The organism is Umezawaea beigongshangensis (assembly GCF_016464305.1).
Lineage (GTDB): Bacteria > Actinomycetota > Actinomycetes > Mycobacteriales > Pseudonocardiaceae > Umezawaea_A > Umezawaea_A beigongshangensis.
In genome coordinates this window covers 32,537-53,758 of record NZ_JAEIOJ010000016.1, presented here as the reverse complement: position 1 = coordinate 53,758, position 21,222 = coordinate 32,537, and the positions used below count along the sequence as shown (strand labels likewise).

Genomic DNA, 21,222 nt, shown 5'->3' with positions numbered 1-21,222 from the left:
GATCAGCCACCGCCAGGAGCCGGTGGAAGATCGTCGGGAAGGGCCTGCTCAGTACCCCTGGTACCCGGTGCCGGTGGAGATGCCGACGAGGCCGGGGTGGTTGTCGAAGCCGCCGTAGCGGGCGTAGACGTAGCGGACGCCGGCGATGATGTTGTCGACGGGCCGGAAGATGTCGTCGTAGCCCGGCAGCTTGTACGCCTCGAACGTGGGGTCGATGACCTGCATGAGCCCCTTGGAGGGGGTGCCGCGCATCGCGTTGGAGTCCCACGTGTTGATGGCGTTGGGATTGCCGGTGGACTCCTTCTCGATCACCAGGTAGATGGCCTCCACGCTGTCCTCGGTGATCGGCGTGCCCGTGACCTGGAGAGCGGCGATGGCCTCCTTGATCCAGGCCTCGACCTGACGCTGGTGAGGCGACTTGCGGGCCTCTGCCGCCGCCTCGGCTTCCGCCGCGGCCTGCTCGGCGGCCGCCTGCTGCCGCGCCTCGTAGCCGGACCGGGCGATGTCCCCGGCCTTCGTCACGGTCTCCATCGCCACGAGCTGCTCCGCCCGCAGCAACCGGACGGTCTCCCCGCCCAGGTCGACGGCGTGGACGGTGTCGATCTTGACGTTGCTGGAGGTCGCCTGCGGATCGGGGAGCCCACCGAAGTCCGCTCCACCCGCGACGGGCTTGAAGGTGCTTCCGCTGACGGCGTAGGCCGCGGCGCCGCTGGCACCGGTGACCACACCGAGCGCCATGGCGACCACGGACACCCGGTGCCCCAGGGGGGACCGCTCAGGCGGAGCGCGGTGCGCTCCGGGAGAGCTGTCGTAGACCGGTTCCACCACGAGCGCCGACCGATCGTGCGCCCTCTTGTGCCGAGCCAACAACTGCCTCCCGCGTAGAAAGCCCGGTCACCGTGGCTAGCTCGCCCGTGTCTCAGTGGTGACCGAACCGTGATCTGCGCGATGGAACGTAACCATCAGCAACCCAATCGAGCAAGAGTGCACCCACACGGGTGAGTTGAGTCACGTCATCTTGACTCAAACGACCACGCTGAGTTTTCGCAGCTAGACACATGTGCAGCTCACCCCAGCACCGACCGGCCTCCACGTCCCACAGGCCGCACAGGAGCGGCGCATCACAACCGACCAGCAGCCCCGCACCGGCCGCACCCCGCCGGGTCCGGCGTCACCTCCAACCGCGCGAGCAGCGCGAACGCGGCAGGAGGACCTCGATTTGGGACGCTGGGAACGATCATGTAATCTATGCCCACACCACGGCGAGAGCCGAGTCCGGGTGGCGGAATGGCAGACGCGCTAGCTTGAGGTGCTAGTCCCCGAAAGGGGGTGGGGGTTCAAGTCCCCCCTCGGACACGTGCACTAACCTTACCGACAGGGCGGACGGTCACATCGACCGTCCGCCCTTCGGCGTTGTAGAGCATTTCCAGCCCGAGTCCGGCGAACAGGTCTTCCAACTTCGCCGGATCACCACGGCCGATGATGCTCCCCACGTCCCCGAGCGCGTCGAGCATGGCGTGGACCTCGGCATCGGTGATTCCGTCCGGCGTGCTCGTCCCGTTCAACTCCGCCCTCGCGGCGCTCCGCTGAGCCTGGGCCTCGTTGATCGCCTCGACCAGCGCGGCTGGTTCCACCCCGGCCTCGATAGCGGCTTGAAGCCGCTTCAGCCTGCTTTCCGCCGCCTCCAACCGCTTCTTCGCCACATCGTGCGCGGCGGACGTGGCAGTGATCTTTTTCTGCGATGCGACCAGCGCGACAACCGTGCGGTCGCGGTTCTCTGGAGCGAACAGCCCGCCCAGCCACTTGCCCAGCGGCTCCAACACGGCCGCTTCGGGAAGGTAGACGTTGTTCGGGTGAGTGCTCAGAGCCGGGGAGCCGGGGAGCCGGGGACCAGCGTTCGCGCCGAGCACCGGTAGTAGGTGCGCGTCTTGCGCGGCGTTCCCTCCATTCGCCGCGAGCAGTACGCGCAGCGGACACGTCCGCGAAGCGGGTACGGCCGCTTGGTCGCCTTCGGGCCGCGCTCCAACTTCCGGCTCGCGGCCAACCCGCCAGCCGCGCGCGAGCGTCGCAGCAACTGAGCCTCCACGAACTCCTCGACCGTCACCACGGCCGGATGCGCGGGCTGACGAGAGCGGACCACCTTCTCGGGCGCAGCGCGCCGGAACCGGACCACGTGACCGGCGGCCACGTCGTCGGGGTCGAGCAGCGTTTCCTGCCGAGCCCAGCGGCCGAAGAACGCGAACCCCGTGTACCGGGGGTTCTCCAGAATCGCCCGGACCGTGCTGCCCTGCCAGCCGTCCGCGATCCGGTGCCGGTTCTGCTCCGGCCGCCGAGCCGAAGGGCACGGGACACCCGCCCGATTCAGCACGTTGGCAATGGCCCGGTCGCCCTTCTGCCCAGACAGGTACTCGGCGAAGATCCGCCGCACCACCTCGACGGAGGGCTCGTCGAGCGCCAGCTTCCGAAGCCGGTGTCCCTCGGCCGCCTTCCTCGGATTCGGATGCGGACCACCATCGACCACCACGTACCCGTAGGGTGCGCGTCCTCCCTGGTGTCGCCCCTCGTTGACCACCTGGGCGTCCATCGCCGCGCGCACCCGAGCCTGGACGTGCTGGCGTTCGGACTCGCTCATCCCGCCCAGCACGCTCATCAGCATCTTGTGCGACGGGTTCCGCGCGTCGAACCGCCCGCCCAGCTCAGGCACCCACAGATCGACCCCGTAGGCGGCGAACCGGGGTGCGATCAACGAGAACTGGTTTCCGAACCAGCACCGCGTGCCCTCTCCCACCACGAGCGCGTTCCACCCGCGATCCGGGTTCTTCAACGCCGCCAGCAGGCGAGAAGCCTCCTCCCGACGCTCCCACGGCACCGACCGCGACTGTCCCACGTCGAAGAACTCCGCGACCACGTGGCCACCCAGGGGCTCCACGAACTTCCGCGCGTTGCCGAACTGCCATCCGCGCGAGGTCTCCGGGTCCTGGTTGTCCTCGGTCGAACACCGGCCGTACGCCGCCAGCGGCCCGATGCCGTCCTCGACCGTGTCGGCCACCTCCACACCCAGCAGCTCGTCCAGCGTCGCCCACGAGTTCTGGCTGATTTCAGCAGTCATCGTCACCCCCTTCTGGAGGTCCGTCCAGGACCTCCAGCTCGGTCAGTTCGACCAGTATGGCAAGCAGGATGCGGCTGGTATTAGGCGTGAGCACCGGAAGTTCGCTCGGCAATCGCACTGCGATCCACTCATCAGTGATCATGCCTGATCACGGTCCTGTGAGCCGATTTCATCAATCGCTACTCGCTCGACAGCCGCCCGGATGTCCGCCGTCAGGTAGCCGCGCACGCGCCGCGTGCTCTCGCCGTCCGGTACGTACTGGCGCAGCGGCTTGCAGCCCAGCTCACCCATCTCCCGCGCGAACCGGACAGTGTCCACCTCCAGCGCCTCGACCAGTTCGGCGGTGGGCACGAACCCCCGCTCGTCCAACTCCTCACCGAGGTGGTCCACGACCGCCGCCAACGGCTCCGGCAGCTCACTCACCCAGCCGTCAGCCGTACCGCTCACGAGCGCCTTGACCACGGACACGGCGTCGACCGGCCGGGGTGCGTCGTCACCGACCGCGTGACCGGCGAGCGTCCGCGCAGCCTCCCGCAACGCCCGGCCACGCCCGCAGATCACCCGCCACTCGGCGTTCGGCATGTAGTACGTCCGCACGGTCATGGCGACCGTGTCCGCTCCCGCGTCCGTCTCCCCGTCCGGCCGCAGGATGCCGACTCCCTTGTGACTCGGCAGCAACGTCGACGCGTCGTAGCCACGGGTGTTCATCTGCTCGCCGAGCACGATGTTGGAGTCCCGCCAGTCCATCACCCGCAACGCGAACCGCGAACCGAGCACCGCCCGGAGCCGGGACGGGATGGTGTTCGAGTCAGGCCGCTGAGTCGCCAGAACGACCACCACCCCGGCCGCCGGCCCCTTCCGCACGAGGTACGTCAGCAGGTCCGCGACGTACGCGCCGAGCGTCGTCTTCTTGCCGCCGACCTGCTCCCGCGTCGGGTTCTCCAGGAACACCTGAACCTCGTCGATCACCACGGCCGTGACGGGCATCCCGAGGTCTGCGTCCCGCGAGATGGCAGGCGTGATCTTCGACTCCGGACAGACCTCGTCGTCCAAGGTGGCCATTCGCGCGTACCGGGTCTGAACCTCGGCCACCAACTCCACGAGGTGATCCCGCACGGCGTACGCGTGCTCGTTCCCGTCCCCGCACACGTACCGGTGGGCGATCTGCTCGGCGGCCTCCCAGTCCTTGCCGCCCTTCCCGTCGAACACGTACAGCCGCGTGTACGGGTCCAAGACCAGCCCAGCAACGGCCAGCCGCGTGGCGAACGTCTTGCCCTGCCTGGGAATCGCACCGACCAACAACGACGTCCACACCAGGGGCAGGTCGATCCGGCGGTTGCGCGCGTCCCGCCCGAACGGCACCGGCCGCCACGCGTCCCACTGCTCCACGTCCAGCAACGGTGTCCGCAACGGCGGACCCGAGTACGGGTCCTCATCCGCCACCCACAGGAACACCCGCCCGGCGTGGCCGCCTCGACCGCGGACCCGCTCCACGATGAGCTGAACCTCGTCCACCGCAAGCGCCGACGCGAGCGCGTCCCGGTTCTTGATCACGTCAGCCGCCTTGCGCGTGGCAGGCAGGTCGACGGTGACCGCCCAGCCGTCGCCGACTCGTGCCGCTCGCTCTACCAGGCGCAGCGTCTCGTCCTTGCCGACGAGCTTCGCGTCCCGGAAGGCGTCGACCAGCACTTGGGAATCCATCGTCCATGTCAGCGTGCGTGGACCGGCGAGCACCGCCTTCCGCCCCGGCGAGCCGTCCTTCCGCCGCCCCGTGACCGCCAGCGCTACCGATGCCGCACCGACCGCACTCCACAGGACAACCGAGCCGTACAGGAGGTGCAGCACCATCAGCACTGCCGCGCCCCCGCCGAACACGGCACCTGTCACCTTCCACCGGAACAGCGTCAGCGCCCGGATCTCCACGAACTTGTCCGCCAGCTTCTCGGACTGCTCGGCAGCCTCCCGGTAGTCCCGCACGCGCACCCACCGCCGCCACGCCCGAGCAGCGACCACCCCGCCTCGAACGACTCCACCGAGGAACCTCCCCGGCGACCGCACGAACCAGCCGAGCGCGTCCTTCACCGCCAGCCGGAGCGCCTGACGCGACTTCAACGCGGGAGGGACAGCACGCGCACGCCGCCAACCGCTCTCCAACCGCCGAGCCAGCGTGGACGGCTCCGCGACCAGCTCACCGTCCAACACCCGTTCCGCAGGCACCAAGTCGCCGTTCATGAACGGCTCCCGTCCTTCGTGAGCGCCGCCGCGAGCCGGGAGGACAGCCCTCGTGAACACCCGGTGACCTCCCGCACCCACGCCGGCGTCACCGTCACCTCGGGTGTTCGAGCGGCCTGCGCCGCTGCGAGGTAGTCCGCGAACGACGTCCGTGGAGCCGGAGCTGTCGGAGCGCTCGGCGCGGCGGTCACCACCGCGCCGAGCTTGTCCCGCAGTTCGGTGACCGCTTCCGCAGCCACGAACACGACCAACGGCGGCACCGAGTGCAGCACCACCGACGCAGCCGAACCGACCGCGAACGCGCTCCAGGTGTTCATCACGTAGGTGGCTGCGAGCGTGAACCACTTCGCCGCGCGCACCCAGCCACCCATGCGCACCCCGTGCCGGGCCGTCACCTGCTCGGCCCGGAGGATGGCCAGCAGCACGAGCGACACCATCGGGTCGAGCAGCCACGCCGCACACCACACCAGCGACCACGCGGGCGCACCGGCCGCCGCGAACTGCTGGACGTTGGTCATCGTGAAGGCCAGTCCGAGCAGGATGCCGGTCCAACAGAGCCGGTCCACCTGACGAGCCACGCGTTCAAGAGGTTCGCTCATCGCCGCTCACCCCGGCGACGTGACGGTTCGTAGGTGGTGACGGTCAGCGCCCGCGTCAGCGTGTAGGAGGCGAACAGGGCGGGAACGGCGAGCGCGGCCAGCGTCAGCCACAGGTCCCTTCCGTAGCTGATGACCACCCACTGGACGAGCACGATCAACGCAGCGTTGACCAGCACCCGCCCGGCGAGCGATACGAACCGGGCGCTCGTTCGTGCCGCGTTAGCCGCAGCCTTCGCTCGCCGAGCACCGGATCGCCAGACGAACAGGAGCACCAGGACCACACCGAGCCCGGCCAGCAGTTGAGTGGGCGTCACGCTGAGGGTGTTCATGAACGCGGTCCCCTCTCAGCTCGATCACCGCGTCGCAACCAGTACGGGTGCAGCTCGCGCCGGTCGTCGGCGGACAACCCGCCCCACACGCCGACGGTGTCGTCCCCAGCGGTGCGCAACTCCAGTTCCAGGCACTCGTCCCGCACGGAACAGCCCGCGCACATCCGCGCGGCCAGCTCTCGATCGGTCATGTCCTCGTCAGCCCACGAGGGCTCGTCGGCGAGTACCCACATGCACAGGCCGTCGCGTGCAACGACCTGGTCGAGCACCGCAGTCGGCGCCCATCGGAGTCGATCCAGCTCCCAAGCGATCGAGGTGAGGTTCACGGCATCTCCCCGGAGGGATCGCCGAGCAGACGCACCAGCAGGCTCACGGGGATCACGAGCCGACCGCGTCGGCGCTCCAAGCGCAGCGTGCCGAGCCGGATCGCGCGGTGGATCGTGGACGGCTCGATCCCGAGCACCCAAGCCGCCTGACGAACGGTGTAACCGGAAGAGGGCAGAGCAGTATGCATGAGAAAGCCCTTCGTCACAGGTGATTAATGATTTCAACACTGCAATGCTGATTTCAGCGCTAGCGCGAGCGCGCTTGGTTGCACGCGGCGCAAAACACGCCGTGTCACGTCACAAATCAGAAGAAGGCGGCTAATCTCAGCGCTGAGGCGGAGCGCGGAGGAATACGTGTCGGAGGATTGGGCGGCAGTCGCCAAAGCCATCAACCAGCGCGTGAACGAGCTGGGTTGGCGTCAGCGGGAACTCGCGGAACGCTCGCACGTCTCCCAGGCGATCGTCCGCGAGGTGCAACACCACACGGTGGAACGCCGCCGCAGTCCGCGAACGCTGGAGTCCCTCTCCACCGCGCTCGGCTGGCACCCGCAACACCTCGACGCCGTGCTGCACGGGCGACGGCCGCCGGAAGCCGATGAGCCGGTGACGGACCCGACCGACAGCCTGTGGTCCCGGCTGGACTCGGTCGAGCAACGCCTGAGCGAGATCACCGCCCGCTTGGACGACCTGAAATCGGACCTCTCGACTGTGGTCGAGCACGTCCGCGAGCGCCGGTAGTCCGGTGCGTTTCCCCAGGTGGAGCGGTGTGTTTTCCATGTCGCCAATTCCACTGCGGATCAGCGCCGGAGCCCACGAACGACCACCGCAGGCACACCGCAGGTTCACCGCACATCGCGCTTCGGGGGTAGCGACGAGATGACCACGGCGAACGGCTGGACCGGCCGAACCGCGTGCGCGCTTCAAGCAGCGCTGCGCATGAGCCAGGAGCGCTTCGCCGAGTACCTGGGTGTCGCACCGCGAACCGTCACGTCGTGGCACCAGAAGCCCGAGTCACGTCCGAAGACGGAGGTTCAACAGCTCCTCGACACCGCGTTCACCAGAGCGGCGCCCGAGGTCAAAGCTCGGTTCTCCGAACTGGTCGGCGAACCGCGTCTCGACCTGCCGGACAACGCGGCCATCGACGCCGAGGTGCGGCTCAGCTCGGACCCGAACATCGTCGCCGCACTGGACTGGCTGGACCGCCACGCCCATTGGGAGCCAGGAACCGCGCGCCGCGAGGTAGCCACTCGCCTGGTCCGACTCGACGTTCGGGCGCTCCACGACCGGGGTGCGCACCGAGCACGGGTGAACCAGCGCGACACCGTCCGAGCGCTCACCGACTACTACGGCACGAGCACCACCGGCCACGGCCGCTACGCCGCCCGCTTCGGCACGATGACCCGAGCGTCCACGACCGTGCTCACGCACCCGGACTGGCTCGACCTCGACTGCCTGCTGGTTCCAGGACACGACCGACTCACACTGGCTGCCACAACCCCCGAAGATCACCTGACGATGGACGAGGAGAGCGCTGGGCGCGCGGCACAGCGGTTGGCCGAAGCGCTGGCCCTCGGCAACCGCCTGGTCAACATGCCGCTCTACCGCATGATCGGCGTGGACGTGCAGAAGCAGCGGCTCGCCGGCGCTGTTGGAGTGACCGACTTCGTGGGGTACGCGGTGACGATGGACCTGCTGGAAGGCGAGCTGGTCGACGTGCTCACCACCGGTCAGCCGATCACCCCTGGTTCCCTTCCCCTGCGCGATGCCTACCTGCCCGACGTCGCTGCCGTCCTGAACCTCTCCGACCGCATGTGCGCAGGCGGCACCCTCGCTCTGACCGCCATCGCACGACCGGCCGACCCGTTCCGCGGCGAAGCCGACTACCTCCTGCTCGTCCAGGAGCGCTCGGGCCACGTCATCAACGCCGCGCGACGCTTGGCCGTCATCCCGAAGGGCTTCCACCAACCGCTGACCGACTACCGCGCCGACGCACAGGTGGGCGCGACGCTCCGACGGGAGATGGAAGAGGAGCTGTTCGGCCGCGAGGACATCGACAACACGGTGGGCGATCAGCGCCACGCCGATCCGATGCACCCGAGCCGCCTGTCCGAACCGATGCGCTGGCTCACAGCCGCTCCCGGTCGTCTCCGCACGGAGTGCACCGGATTCGGCCTCAACCTGGTGAGCGGCAACTTCGAGTTCGCCAGCCTCGTCGTCGTCGAAGACGAGCAGTTCTGGATCGAATTCGGCGGTCAGATCCGAGCGAATTGGGAATCGTCCAACCTTCGCCAGTACTCCAGCCTCGACGCTGAACTGCTAGAAGAACTCGTGAACGATGTAGCGTGGAGCAACGAGGGACTGTTCGCGCTGCTCCAGGGCCTTCGCCGACTACGAGCGATCGGCGGGACCCGCGTGAACCTGCCGACGATCGAATGGGAGACAGAGTGACCGTCAACTGGCAAGCCGGGAACGCCAACGAAGACGCGACGGACACCCGTGGCTGGTTGGTGGGTCACTTCATCGACCCCGCCCTGGGCATCAGGTCCCAGAAGGACGTCGAGGTCAAGTGGTTCAACCACGTGGCAGGCGACAAGCGCGTGGAGTGGACCTCCGACGACCAGCGAACCACTCTGGTCTTCCTGGTACAGGGAAACTTTCGCATCGACACCACGGAAGGCAACATCACCATGACGCGCCCCGGTGACTACGTCATGTGGGGTGCTGGTGTCGACCACTCGTGGGAAGCGCTGGGAGACTCCACCGTTCTCACCGTCCGCTGGCCGTCACAGACCTGACAGCTCAAAGGTCGGCAGGTTCACCCGCCGATCCCCGATTTCCGCAAGACGCCGAAGTCCCTGGAGCAACGCGAACAACCCCTCGTTGCTCCAGGACTCGTGCGTCACCAAGTCTCCGATCACATCGCCGTCAAGACTCGAGTAAACACGCAGCCCCGCCGCTTCCCAATTGGCTTCGACGTGCCCACCGAAGCGGGGCCAGAACTCCTCGTCCTCGATGACGACCAGGCCGGCGAACTCGTAGTTTCCGCTCACGAGGTTGAACCCGAATCCCGTGCACTCGACGCGCAGGCGTCCAGGTACCTCTGACAGCCAGCGCATCGGTTCCGACCACCGCGCGGGATGCATGGGCGAAGCCGCGCGCATCTCCCCCACCACGGAGTCGACCTCTCCGCGCCCGAACAACTCCTCCTCGAGTTCCCGCAGCAGGGTCGCTCCGACCCGCACGTCCGCTCGCACGTCGGTCAACGGCTGGTGGAAAGCCTTCGGGATCACGGCAAGCCGACCAGTCGCGTTCAGCACGTGTGCGGATCGTTCCTGCACGAGCAGCGCAAAATCGGGCTTCCCGTGCAGCGCGTCCTGTGGTCGAGCAATGGCGCACAGCGCCAGAGCACCACCCGCGCACACACGTCCACGCAGGTCGAGCACGGATGCGAGATCCGGCAGGAACTCGTCGCGAAGCGCCATACCTCCGCCACCCACAACAGCATCAGCCAGCTCGCCTTCGAGCAGGTCCATCGTCAGCGCGTACTCGATCAAGGGCACCAGGCCAGCTTCCCCGCCGATCGCCGCTGACCCGATGTCAGCATGCAACAGCCGGTAGAGCGGCAGATTGGTCACCCGTACGCCGAGCGCGACCGACTCGGCCAGCTTGGCCACGGCCGCACTGGCAGCAACGTCGCTCAGCACACCGCCGAAGTCCTGCCGACCGGGCACCAACGTCAACCGATCATCATGACCACCGAGCGGGACAGCAAGGTCAAGCCACTCCGATCGGGTGAAGATGCTGGTGGTGATCTTTTCCCCGTTCCACCGTCCCCCATACGCGCCTCCTGCACCGGCACCCGCGCCGTAGTAGTCGAGCAGCATCCGCACAACGGCACTCCTACCAGCGCGCGACCGACGAGCGCGCCGGTCGGCAGCGGCACCAGGGCTCGCCGCAGCCAGTGAAGCCGACAGCGCCCGACGAGCAGTGCCAGCACTCCAGCCCGCTCGCACGTCCAGCCAGTCGAGTGCACCCGCCAGATCCCCTTCACCACGCACATGCCCACTCTCAACAGCCCGAGCACGACTGTTCTCATCACCGGGTGGCGCAAGCAGCTCCTCCGCTGTCATGCCGAAGATGCTCTCCAGCAGCCGCGCTGTCACTGGTTTGAGCGGACTCAGCGGCTCACCAGACGGCTTCCGACCAGCGATCAGCCGTTGCAGGTGGCGAACGCCGAGCGTGCCGACCTCACCGTGCTCACGAGCGAACAACTCGGCGTACTCGGTGAACTCCTCCAGCGTCATCCGCCGTTCCCAGATCTTCCGCTCGAGCAGCGTTCGGAACGTGCGCACTCCGCGCCTCCCCATCAGCCAGGTCGCAGCAGGTCACTTCCAAGTCGTTCCGCTGACTATGCGCCGATGAAAAGTTGATTTCAACCCGGTGTGGACCACTGGTCTCAAGACCCGCCGGGCCGTCCGGCGGTGCTGGCCTTCGCGCCGCCTCAAGTGCCGCCGGACCCACTGCTCACCGATCCGTTGCAGCTCGTCGAACCACACAGCTGCGCTCGAGGAGAGTCATGAGATCACTGCGCGTCGGTACGTCGTTGCTGCGCCTGAGCACCGCCCAGAGCCGTGAACTGGGTGAAGAACTGCGGCTCGTCCGTCATCGGATGAAACTGTCCTCGAAGCAAGTGGCTGAGTCTCTGGGCTGGTCACAAGCGAAGCTGAGCAAACTCGAAGGGGGCAGCCGCGGCACGAGTCCGTGGGAGATCGGCGCACTGCTCGGGTGCTGCGGCGCGGACAAGCCCACTCGTGACCGCATCCTCGCAATAGCCACCGAGTCGGACACCGGAAGCTTCTTGCGTGTCCACAACGGTCAACCAGACACGCTCGTCGCGCTGACTCTGCACGAGCGGATGGCCCACACCATCACCACCTACGAACCGCTCGTCGTGCCAAGCCTGGCTCAGACAGAGGAGTACGCCTACGCTCTTACCGGCAACAGACTCACCGTCGCTGCTCGCATGGCACGCCAAGAGGCACTACGGGCCCCAGACGGCCCGACAACGGCCCTCTACATCCACGAAGCAGCCTTGCACAATTCGATAGCCGGTCCCGAGGTCATGCGAGACCAGATGCTGCACTTGACGTTGATGTGCAGTTGGACACGTAAAACACCGCGACTCATTCCCATGACCGCACGGTCTCTGCCAGCCGTCAAGGATCCCGGAACCTTGATGAGTTTCACAGACCCCATAAAGCCGCTAGCCTATATTGAAACTGATATGGCGACGGTATTTCATGACACCTCAGACGACGTAGCCGCCTACGCAAGTAAAATGCACCAACTAGATCAACTAGCGCTCACGGCCGAGCTGTCCAGCAAGGTCTTCACTTATCGGGCAAACAATTACGAGTGCGAACTGCACGCCTAGCAAAAACCAAAACTACTTCAAACATTGCCGCTTCCTTGCCTTTAAGTTCAAGGCCGGAAGAATTACAGCCAAAGGATAGTGTATTGCCCTACCGGTCGATCTTAATAACGAAATTTTTGATGTCGCACCGACTGCTCTGAAGGGTCAGCAGGAGCCAACCACAGGCCATCACCATCGGCCACTGCTCTCGACTCGGCATGACGAGCGCGAGCACGGGAGCATCACCGACGACCGACGATGTGGCGTCCCGTCCTCTCCTCATCTGGCTGCTGGCGGAGCCAGGAGAGCAGGATTTGATGATGGGACAGCCGCGCTCCCGTGTCCCGGTCACCGGGGATGACGCATCTGCCCTGTTGACGAGACCTGCGAGTCTGTCCCGTCATCTGTCCTCCCCGCTGTCCCGGCTCAGGCTGGACCAGCCGCCGAGGACAGGTGCGCGGTCGAAAGTGACCGGTTCCCCGCAGTAGAGGTCGAGGGCACGCACCGGCCTGTCGCCTGCGGAGGGGGAGGCTGTGGTTGCGGTTGGTCGCGGCGTTGAAGTTCGGCCAGTTCGAGGACTACCGGCTAGCTTCCGAGGTGTCCGGCTTTTCGTGTGGTCGGTCGGCACTGGTAGCACCTACCGGCAAGACGGTCAGGACTGCCTGATGGTGCGACCAAGGCGGCGACCAGGACCGGCCGAGCCGGTCAGCCCGGAGGATGAAAGGCACGTTGTTCGCGATGGTGGCCGACCTCAGCCAGGAGTTGAACTTGGACGGGTTGCTCAACGCGGATTTCAAGAGCAACGTCAACACCTCATGAGTCCACAATATCGACCAGCTCGCGCATGAGAAACGACGTTCCTGTGCCCGTTGCAGCGCCAGCTGCACGTCGTCCGCGGCTATTTCCAGACCCCGCACGCCCACTGCCCCTCGTCCAGATGATCGAACAATTCAGTTTAAACAATCCGAAGAGTCGCAATCTGAAAGCAACTTCAGGCGATCCGATGCGGACTGGAAGGAGCCAACGACTTTCTGCAGCAGCGACGACGCCGGTGAACAGTGGTCGTCGCGCCGCCCAGGTACCTACAAGTCACTCCGACACAGAGCTGTAGCGTTTTCCACTGCCGGTGCGATCTCAGTTCAAGCTGCTCCTGCAAGGTGGAGTTGCTGGCGCAGTAGCATTGTGAGCCCGTACGTGTACCGCTCAGGGGGAGACTTGTCCGCAGCAGGGCGACCATCTGCACCGAAGCCCGGCCCTCCGCCAGCGGTGCAGCGGTGGTTCCAGGAGCGCATCTCGCCCTACCCGTGGGAGCAGGACGGTCTCGACGCCGTCAAGCGCCTCATGCCGAACGCCGAGCCCTACCGGGCGTGGGCGACCTTCTCGTTCACCGCCGCGTCTGGCCGGATCAACGAGTGCGACCTGCTGATCGCCGTACCCGGTGGCCTGTACCTGGTGGAGTTGAAGGCGCACCCCGGTCGGGTGGTCAACAACAGCGACACGTGGAGCTTCCGCGAGGAGGGCCGCACCCGTCCCCGGACGCTGCGCAACCCGCTGCACCTGACGGACCTCAAGTCCAAAGAGCTGAAATCCCGTTTGGAGTGGGCGGCCAAGGAGCTGCACATCACCCAGCGGGTGCCGCGTGTGGAGCCGGCGGTGTTCCTGTCCGCGGCCGGCCTGGAGTCAAGTTTGGACGAGGTGCAGCGGGTCCGCGTCTACGGCCGTGACGACGCCTCGCAGGGCCTGCCGTGGATCTGGCGCGACCTGTTGTCGCGGCCGCCGCAGCGGGAGTCGCAGCGGCTCACGCCCGAGTTCTCCCGCCACATCCTGCCGAAGCTGCTGGACAAGATCGGCATCCGGGTCTCCACCGCCCACCTGCGCTTCGGCGACGACTGGAAACTCACCACCGAAGTCCTCGACGCGGGCCCGACCTGGGAGGACCGTCTCGCCAAGCGCGAGCAGCCGGTCCGCGAGGAGGGCCGGGTCCGCATCTACCTCACGCAGACGCAGGCCACCGACGACCAGCGGCAGTCCGCCGAGCGTGCCGCGCGACGCGAGTACCAGGTGCTGCAGGGCATCGCGCACCGCGGCATCGCCCAAGCGATGGAGATCCGCGAACACCAGGGCGGCCCGGCGATCCGGTTCGCGCACCGCGGCACGGACCTGCGACTGGACTCCTACCTCGCGCTGCACGCAGACCGGCTCACCCCCGAGACGCGCCTGGACATGGTCCGCCAGCTCGGCGAGGCCCTGCGCTACGCGCACAGCCGCTCGCTCTACCACCGGGCGCTGGCCGCTCGGTCGGTGTACGTGTCGGCGAAGGAGGACGGCTCCTCCCCCGTGCTGCGGGTGATCGACTGGCAGAGCGCGGCGCGAGATTTCGACACCACCGGCATGTCCTCGATCATGACGTCGATGCCGGGTAGCCACGTGCCCGACGCGGCCGGTGTCTACCTCGCGCCCGAGTTCGACCAGCAGTACTCCGACCCGGTCGACCTGGACGTGTTCGGCCTGGGTGCACTGGCCTACCTGATCATCACCGGGCAGCCGCCCGCCACGCAGCGCAGCGGTCTGGTGGACCGGCTGACCCGCGAGCGCGGTCTGCACCCGTACGCGGTGAGCGACAGCGTGTCCGAGGTGCTGGACTCGCTGGTCTTCCGCGCCACCCAGGCGGACGTGGCGGACCGGCTCGACTCGGCGGAGGCGTTCCTCGCCGCGCTGGACGGGGTGGAGCGCGACTCGGCCGTGCCCGAGACGCACACCGTCGAGGTCGACCCGCTCGACGCGACTCCAGGACAGCCGGTCGACGGTCCGTGGGTGGTCGAACGGGTGCTCGGCACCGGCGCGACGGCGCGCGCCCTGCTGGTGCGCCGCACCGACGAGGACGACGACGGCACCGAGACGGTCGCGCGCCGGGTGCTCAAGGTCGCACTGGACGAGGCCAAGGCCGATCGGCTGCGCGCCGAGGCCGAGGCGCTGCGTCTGGTCGGCGGTGGTGTCGTGGTGAAGCTGCTGGACGGCCCGCGCGTGCTCGGCGGTCGGACCGTGCTCGACCTGGACTTCGCGGGCGCCCGCACGCTCGGTGCCCGCCTGCGCGCCGAGGGTCGGCTGACCTACCACGAGCTGGAGCGGTTCGGGAAGGACCTGTTCACGGCGCTGGACCAGCTCGCCGCGAAGGGTGTTCGGCACCGTGACCTCAAGCCCGACAATCTCGCCCTGTACCGGCGCGAGGACCGGTCGTGGCAGCTCATGCTGTTCGACTTCTCGCTGCACGGCGTGTCCGAGCGGGACGTCAAGGCGGGCACGCGGGGCTACCTCGACCCGTTCCTGGACACGCCGCGCCGCCCCGTGTTCGACGATCACGCCGAGCGCTACGCGGCAGCCGTGACGCTGCACGAGATGGCGTCGGGCGACAAGCCGGTGTGGGGCGACGGCCTCACCGACCCGCGCACCGCGTCCGACGAGACGCCGACGCTGGCGGCGGCCTCCTTCGAGACCGCCCTGCAGGACGGTCTCACCGAGTTCTTCCTGCGTGCGTTCCACAAGGACGTCGACCGGCGGTTCGACACCCTGCGGCAGATGGAGGACGCCTGGCGCGCGGTGTTCGCCCAGGCCGACTCAACGAGCCCGGCCACCACACCCGCCACCATGGGCCTGGACTCGCCCACCGTGGAGGGTGCCCGCGAGAAGCACGCCGAGGCCGCCGGCCTGGACACTCTGCTCGATGCGGCCGGGCTGTCACCGCGCGCGGTGTCGGTCGCGCAGGGGTTCAGGGCGACGACGGTCGGCGAGCTGCTCAACGTGCCGCTCTACGAGATCGCCAAGGCCCGCGGCGCCGGCAGGGTGATCCGCAAGGAGCTGAACCGCCGTCACAAGCAGTGGACCGCGAGGCTGCGCGGCGCGGCCGAAGCTGCTCCCGTCGAGCGGGAGGAGAGCGAGGCCGCGGTCCAGCTCGGCGTGGACGAGATGGCCGACCAGTTGGCTCCCCGTTCCGACGGTAGGGCGACCAAGCAGGAACAGGTGCTCCGGCTGATGCTGGGGCTGCCCGACGAGAGCGGTGTGCCCGAGCCGTGGGCGAAGCAGTCCGAGGTCGCCCGCGTCGTCGGACTCGCTCAGCCGACGGTGTCCCGGCACTACCGGGCGGCCATCGAGCAGTGGGTCGAGCAGCCGTGGGTGGCGGAGCTGCGTGATGAGCTGGTGCAGCTCGTCGCTGACGCCGGTCGGGTGATGACTGCGCGGGAGCTGGCGAAGGCGGTGCGCGTCCGGCACGGCGCGGCGCACGACACCCCCGAGCGGACGCTGGCGAAGGCGCTCGCCGTGGTGCGGGCGGCGGTGGACGCCGAGGAGTGGACCGGCCTGCACTCGAACGACCCTGACGCGAGCCCTCGCCTGCTGATTCTGCGGCGCGGGGCACGGGTGCTGATCGCGTGCGAGTCGCTGGCCGGGCAGAACGATCCCAGCGCCATCGAGCTGGCCGACTACGCGGTGGCGCTGGGCAAGCACGCTGACGACCTGGTCGGGCAGGACCCGCTGCCTGGTCGCGGTGTCGTGCTGCGCGAGCTGCGCGCCGTCACCGCTCCGGAGGGCTTGGCGCCGCTGGCGGACACGCGCCTGGTCGAGCTGGCGGCGGCCGTGTCGCAGCGTGCGGCCGACTCACCGCGCCTGGAGCTGTACCCGAGGGACCTCGACCTGGCGCGAGCGCTGCGGATCTCGCAGGCCGGCGCGGGCGTGCGGCGTGAGCCGGGCATCACCGTCAAAGAGCTGTGCCAGCGGATCCGTGCGCGATTCCCGGAGCTGGAGTGGCGGACCCAGCCGACGCACGTGCGCATGGGGGAGGCGCTGCGCGAGGCCGGTATCCCGCTGGAGTGGAACCTGGACGAACGCCGCTTCCAGCCACCGCAGCCCGAGCACCCGCGCGCGGTGTCGTCCACCGGCACGTCGATCAGCGCCCACGCGCTGCCCGTCGGCGCGCGTGACCCGCACGCGGTGATCGCGGGCAAGCTGGCGACCGCGTTCGAGCGCGGCGGGTTCCTGGCCCTGACGCTGCGCGGTGCCCAGTTGCCCGGCACCGCCGACGCTTTGGCCCGACTCCACCCGGTGCGGCGGATCGACCTGAACCAGACGTTCCTGACCGAGTTCCGGGCGTTGGTCACCGAACGGGGGCAGGACTGGCGCAAGGTGCTCGGTGTCGATGCCCGGTTCACCGAGTCGGGTGAGATGCCTCGCGGGCTGGCCTCGTACGTGCGGGCCGCGTGGACGCGCGTCGAGGAGCGGCTGCTCGATCCGTCGTTGGCTGGTGATGTGCTGTTCGTGCACGACGCGGGGCTGCTGGCCCGGTACTTCACCGAGGGTGGGCACGAGGTGCTGACGCGCGTGCAGAACGCCGCCCGCAGGCCGGCCGACGCGCCGCGCGGCTTCTGGCTGCTGTGCCCCGGTGAGTCGGAGCGCGAGTCGGTGCAGTTGGACGGGCGGACGGTCGAGGTGCTGGACGCGTCCGAGCGGGTGGCCCTGTCGAAGAACTTCCTGGCCGCGTTGCGCGGCGACGCCGGTAGCGCGGCCTGAGTGTTGGTGGGTGTGTCTGTGGAGGAGAGCGCAGCGTTGACGACTCGCGGGTTTGACCACGCCGAGCTGGTGAAGGACCTGCGCAAGCAGGTCAGCGCGCTGGAGGACGACCTGCGGGAGCGCAGTGACGAGGAGCCGTTCGCCAGTGCGCTGAAGACGGAGTACGACGAGGCGCGCAAGGCCGAGCGCACTGCGGCGACCTATGGGGCGTGGCGGGACGAGCGCGTCACGCAGGTCGCAGTGGCGTGGGTGCTGGGCACGGTGTTCGTGCGATTCTGCGAGGACAACGGCCTGATCGAGTGGCCGTTCATCGCCGGGCCGGGCGATCGGCTGGCCGATGCGGTGGAGCGGCACGAGGCGTTCTTCAAGGAGCACCCGGAGAAGAACGACCGGGACTGGATCGTCACGGCGTTCGACCACCTGGCGTCCTCGCACAAGACCGTCGAGGGGTTGTTTGATCGGCGGTACAACCCGCTGTGGGAGATCACGCCGTCGTTCGAGCAGGCCACGGCACTGCTGAACTTCTGGCGTCGACGCGGCGACGATGGCGAGATCCGCTACGACTTCACCGACGACGACTGGGACACCCGTTTCCTCGGCGACCTCTACCAGGACTTGTCGGAGCACGCGCGCAAGACATACGCGCTGCTCCAAACGCCGGAATTCGTAGAGGAATTCATACTCGATTTGACACTCGAGCCAGCGGTCGAGGAGTTCGGCCTCAAGGGGCTGCGCACTATTGACCCCGCCTGCGGGTCAGGCCACTTCCTGCTGGGCATTTTCCAGCGACTACTCGCGAAGTGGCGTGCCGCTGAGCCTGGCGCAAGCGACTGGGAGCTGATCTCCCGGTCGCTTGAGTCAGTACATGGCTGCGATAAGAATCCATTCGCCTCCTCCGTCGCTCGCTTCCGCCTATTGGTCGCCGCACTACAAGCAGCAGGCAATTCGCGGTTGAACAATGCGTCAATCTTCCCCATCAATGTCGCAGTAGGCGACTCTCTAATTCACGGCCGTGGAGCACCGGGCATTCAGAGCGACTTGTTCGAACCGGACGAGGCGTACACCTACCGCACCGAGGATGTCGCCGGGTATCGCTCGGTCAACCTGCTTGGAGCATCTAGTTACCACGTGGTAGTTGGAAATCCACCCTATATCACCCCAAAAGACAAGCAGGAAAATGAAAACTATCGCCACGGCTACAACGCCTGTTCGGGGAAGTATGCACTCTCGGTCCCGTTCACGCAGCGTCTATTCCAGTTGGCGCTCCGCACCCACGGCTCGGAACGAAGCGCCGGATATGTAGGCCAGATTACGGCAAACTCATTCATGAAGCGTGAATTCGGCAAGAAACTGATTGAGAAATTCTTTCCAACAATTCACCTGACCCACGTAATCGACACATCCGGAGCTTATGTTCCTGGCCACGGCACTCCGACAATCATCCTTATTGGGCGCAATCATACGAGCCGCAGCAGCGAGCCCGTTCGTGCCCTGCTAGGAGTCCAAGGAGAACCCGGCCCTCCAGAGGTTGCCGCCGAAGGTCATGTATGGTCAGCGATACTAAAGCAAGTCAATAAGCCGGGTAGCGAATCAGAGTGGATATCGGCGGAGGACGCTGATCGTAGCGCCTTTTCAGAGTTTCCTTGGTCGGTCAGCGGAGGCGGAGCTGGGCTACTTTTTGAGGCGATTAACTCTGCGTCCACTCGGCGTCTAGGCACTTTGCTAACCCAAAGCGGGTTCGTCGCCATCACAGCAGAAGACGACGCCTTCTTCGTTCACGATGTATCGACCGCTCATCGACTAAAGCTGGAACATGCACTTCCGATGGTCGCCGGCGACACCGTGCGCGACTTTACACTCAGGCCGAATTTGATTTCAGCGTGGCCTTACGACAGCGACTTGAATGTGCAACCAAGTTCTGCCATTCCAAATTTCATGCGACACGCCTGGCGAAATAGACGCATCTTGGAACGACGAAAGCGTTTTGGCACATACATCGAAGAGATTCCAGCGCTGAAGTGGTACGAATATGGCGAACTATATCGCGAGAAGTTGCGAACACCACTCACAATCACATACGCTTTCGTTGCCACTCACAACCACTTTACCCTCGACCGCGGCGGAAAAGCATTTAACCGCAGCGCTCCAGTAATCAAGCTTAATTCCCATCAGAACATAAACGCCCATCTCGGAATAACAGCTGCCCTAAATTCTTCATTGGCATGTTTCTGGCTCAAGGAAGTGAGCCACGACAAGGGCAGCCAAGGAGTTAATGAGGGGTTCAAGTCCCAAGAATGGGAGAGATTTTACGAGTTCACCGGCACGAAACTGAAAGATTTTCCACTCCCTTCAGTCCTACCACTAGCCCTCGGACGCGAACTGGACAGCTTGGCGCAAAGCCTCTCGGAATGCGAGCCGTCCGCAGTGATGCAAGTAACCACACCGACGCGACACGAATTGGCCACAACTCAGATCAAGCAAGAAAAACTCCGTTGTCAGATGATTGCTTATCAAGAGGAATTGGACTGGGAAATATATGACTTCTACGGCCTACTGAGCGACAGTGCGGTCGAGCAATTCATCGTGAGAACCCTGGAATCGACACCAGATATCCAACTCGGCGAGCGAGCGTTTGAGATCGTGTTGGCGCGCAGGGTTGCAGCAGGTAAAGCTGAGACTGCATGGTTCACGCGACACGGGTCGGCGCCGATCACTGAAATTCCAAGTCATTGGCCGCAGTGGTACCAAGATATCGTGCAAGCGCGCATTGACATCATCGAGAAGCGGCCCGACATCGCGCTCATCGAGCGCCCAGAGTACAAGCGCCGCTGGGCCACCGTCCCCTGGGAGAAGCGCGAAGCCGAAGCCTTGCGCAACTGGCTGCTGGACCGCTGCGAGAAGCCGGAACTGTGGTTCGCCCTGCGCGACGGCATGAAGCACCCCCGCACGCTCACGGTCAGCCAACTCGCCGACCAGTTCCGCGACGACGCCGACATGAACTCCGTCGCCCAGCTCTATGCCACCGACCACCTGAAGAAGCGTGACCTCACCCTGGCCCAGGTCCTCGAACAGGTCATCGCCGACCAGCACGTCTCCTACCTCGCGGCCCTCCGCTACAAGGACTCCGGCCTGCGCAAGCGCGAGCAGTGGGAAGAGGTCTGGGAGCTTCAGCGCGAAGAGGACCGTACCGGCAAGCGCCTGGACATCCCTGTCCCGCCGAAGTACGGCAGCGGCGACTTTCGCAAGACCAGTTACTGGTCCCAGCGCGGTAAGCTCGACGTCCCCAAGGAGCGCTTCATCTCCTACCAGGACGCGAGCCCCGACGCGGACCCGACGCTCCTGCTCGGCTGGGCCGGCTGGGACCACAAAGACCAGGCGCAAGCACTGGTCAACACGATCAACGACCGCACCGAGCAGTCCGCTTGGCCACGGGAACGGCTGACGCCGCTGCTCGCCGGCCTGCTCGAAGTGCTGCCCTGGGTGAAGCAGTGGCACGGCGAGTACGACGACGAGTGGGGCGGCGTCCCCGCGGACGACTACGACGCCTACCTGACCGAGCAACGGGCCAAGCACCAGCTCACCGAAGACGACCTGCGCGCGTGGCGGCCTGCCGCGCCCACGCGGGGACGACGCGCGGCGAAGAAGGACTGATCAG

Annotated in this window: 16 protein-coding genes and 1 tRNA gene; 7 read left to right on the top strand and 10 right to left on the bottom strand. The window is 66.5% G+C overall.

What is annotated here, in order from left to right; translation table 11 throughout:
• Positions 1 to 48: 48 nt before the first annotated feature.
• On the bottom strand, positions 49 to 753 hold the full coding sequence (locus tag IMZ35_RS27395; protein WP_307868881.1) for a transglycosylase SLT domain-containing protein: 705 nt from the start codon (positions 751 to 753) through the stop codon (positions 49 to 51).
• A 520-nt stretch (positions 754 to 1,273) separates the two neighbouring features.
• Between IMZ35_RS27395 and IMZ35_RS27390 the strand changes: the two genes are divergently transcribed.
• Positions 1,274 to 1,356: transfer RNA gene (locus tag IMZ35_RS27390), tRNA-Leu, on the top strand.
• Here IMZ35_RS27390 and IMZ35_RS31160 read toward each other — a convergent pair.
• The 8 genes from IMZ35_RS31160 to IMZ35_RS27355 all read right to left on the bottom strand — a co-directional run bounded on the left by IMZ35_RS31160 (position 1,338) and on the right by IMZ35_RS27355 (position 6,732).
• The gene (locus IMZ35_RS31160) at positions 1,338 to 1,823 is read right to left on the bottom strand and encodes a hypothetical protein (RefSeq protein ID WP_229373465.1); all 486 of its coding nucleotides are present in this window, start codon (positions 1,821 to 1,823) and stop codon (positions 1,338 to 1,340) included. The genes IMZ35_RS27390 and IMZ35_RS31160 overlap by 19 nt on opposite strands.
• A 38-nt stretch (positions 1,824 to 1,861) precedes the next feature.
• Positions 1,862 to 3,109 carry a recombinase family protein gene (locus IMZ35_RS27385; protein WP_229373464.1) on the bottom strand — a complete coding sequence of 416 codons (1,248 nt, stop codon included), beginning with the start codon at positions 3,107 to 3,109 and terminating at the stop codon, positions 1,862 to 1,864.
• The gene (locus IMZ35_RS27380; RefSeq protein ID WP_199444085.1) at positions 3,099 to 3,251 is read right to left on the bottom strand and encodes a hypothetical protein; all 153 of its coding nucleotides are present in this window, start codon (positions 3,249 to 3,251) and stop codon (positions 3,099 to 3,101) included. Before IMZ35_RS27380 ends, IMZ35_RS27385 begins: the two co-directional genes overlap by 11 nt.
• Positions 3,248 to 5,341 (bottom strand): FtsK/SpoIIIE domain-containing protein, encoded by a 2,094-nt coding sequence (locus IMZ35_RS27375; RefSeq protein ID WP_199444084.1) that lies wholly within the window; start codon positions 5,339 to 5,341, stop codon positions 3,248 to 3,250. Before IMZ35_RS27375 ends, IMZ35_RS27380 begins: the two co-directional genes overlap by 4 nt.
• A complete protein-coding gene (locus tag IMZ35_RS27370) occupies positions 5,338 to 5,940 on the bottom strand; it encodes a hypothetical protein (RefSeq protein ID WP_199444083.1) in 603 nt (200 codons plus the stop codon). Before IMZ35_RS27370 ends, IMZ35_RS27375 begins: the two co-directional genes overlap by 4 nt.
• The gene (locus tag IMZ35_RS27365; protein ID WP_199444082.1) at positions 5,937 to 6,269 is read right to left on the bottom strand and encodes a hypothetical protein; all 333 of its coding nucleotides are present in this window, start codon (positions 6,267 to 6,269) and stop codon (positions 5,937 to 5,939) included. Before IMZ35_RS27365 ends, IMZ35_RS27370 begins: the two co-directional genes overlap by 4 nt.
• Positions 6,266 to 6,460, bottom strand: coding sequence for a WhiB family transcriptional regulator (locus tag IMZ35_RS27360; RefSeq protein ID WP_368857031.1), 195 nt, complete (start codon positions 6,458 to 6,460; stop codon positions 6,266 to 6,268). Before IMZ35_RS27360 ends, IMZ35_RS27365 begins: the two co-directional genes overlap by 4 nt.
• Positions 6,461 to 6,591: 131 nt before the next feature.
• Entirely contained in the window at positions 6,592 to 6,732 is a 141-nt protein-coding gene (locus IMZ35_RS27355) for a hypothetical protein (protein WP_229373463.1), read from the bottom strand.
• A 217-nt stretch (positions 6,733 to 6,949) separates the two neighbouring features.
• On the opposite strand from IMZ35_RS27355, the gene IMZ35_RS27350 reads away from it, so the two are divergent.
• From IMZ35_RS27350 to IMZ35_RS27340, 3 genes are all read left to right on the top strand, one after another.
• Positions 6,950 to 7,333, top strand: coding sequence for a helix-turn-helix domain-containing protein (locus tag IMZ35_RS27350; protein WP_199444080.1), 384 nt, complete (start codon positions 6,950 to 6,952; stop codon positions 7,331 to 7,333).
• A 138-nt stretch (positions 7,334 to 7,471) separates the two neighbouring features.
• On the top strand, positions 7,472 to 9,043 hold the full coding sequence (locus tag IMZ35_RS27345) for a helix-turn-helix domain-containing protein (protein ID WP_199444079.1): 1,572 nt from the start codon (positions 7,472 to 7,474) through the stop codon (positions 9,041 to 9,043).
• The gene (locus tag IMZ35_RS27340; protein WP_307868877.1) at positions 9,040 to 9,390 is read left to right on the top strand and encodes a signal peptidase I; all 351 of its coding nucleotides are present in this window, start codon (positions 9,040 to 9,042) and stop codon (positions 9,388 to 9,390) included. The genes IMZ35_RS27345 and IMZ35_RS27340 overlap by 4 nt, the downstream gene beginning before the upstream one ends.
• Here the strand turns inward: IMZ35_RS27340 and IMZ35_RS27335 are convergent.
• On the bottom strand, positions 9,379 to 10,947 hold the full coding sequence (locus tag IMZ35_RS27335; RefSeq protein WP_307868876.1) for a transcriptional regulator: 1,569 nt from the start codon (positions 10,945 to 10,947) through the stop codon (positions 9,379 to 9,381). The two genes, IMZ35_RS27340 and IMZ35_RS27335, sit on opposite strands and share 12 nt — an antisense overlap.
• A 224-nt stretch (positions 10,948 to 11,171) precedes the next feature.
• Between IMZ35_RS27335 and IMZ35_RS27330 the strand changes: the two genes are divergently transcribed.
• The 3 genes from IMZ35_RS27330 to pglX all read left to right on the top strand — a co-directional run bounded on the left by IMZ35_RS27330 (position 11,172) and on the right by pglX (position 21,218).
• Positions 11,172 to 12,029: a helix-turn-helix domain-containing protein gene (locus IMZ35_RS27330; protein WP_199444077.1), complete on the top strand. Its 858-nt coding sequence runs from the start codon at positions 11,172 to 11,174 to the stop codon at positions 12,027 to 12,029.
• 1,245 nt (positions 12,030 to 13,274) lie between these two features.
• Entirely contained in the window at positions 13,275 to 17,567 is a 4,293-nt protein-coding gene (pglW, locus tag IMZ35_RS27325; RefSeq protein ID WP_307868874.1) for a BREX system serine/threonine kinase PglW, read from the top strand.
• Positions 17,568 to 17,585: 18 nt separating this feature from the next.
• Positions 17,586 to 21,218: a BREX-2 system adenine-specific DNA-methyltransferase PglX gene (pglX, locus tag IMZ35_RS27320; RefSeq protein ID WP_307868873.1), complete on the top strand. Its 3,633-nt coding sequence runs from the start codon at positions 17,586 to 17,588 to the stop codon at positions 21,216 to 21,218.
• The last annotated feature ends 4 nt before the right edge of the window (positions 21,219 to 21,222 follow it).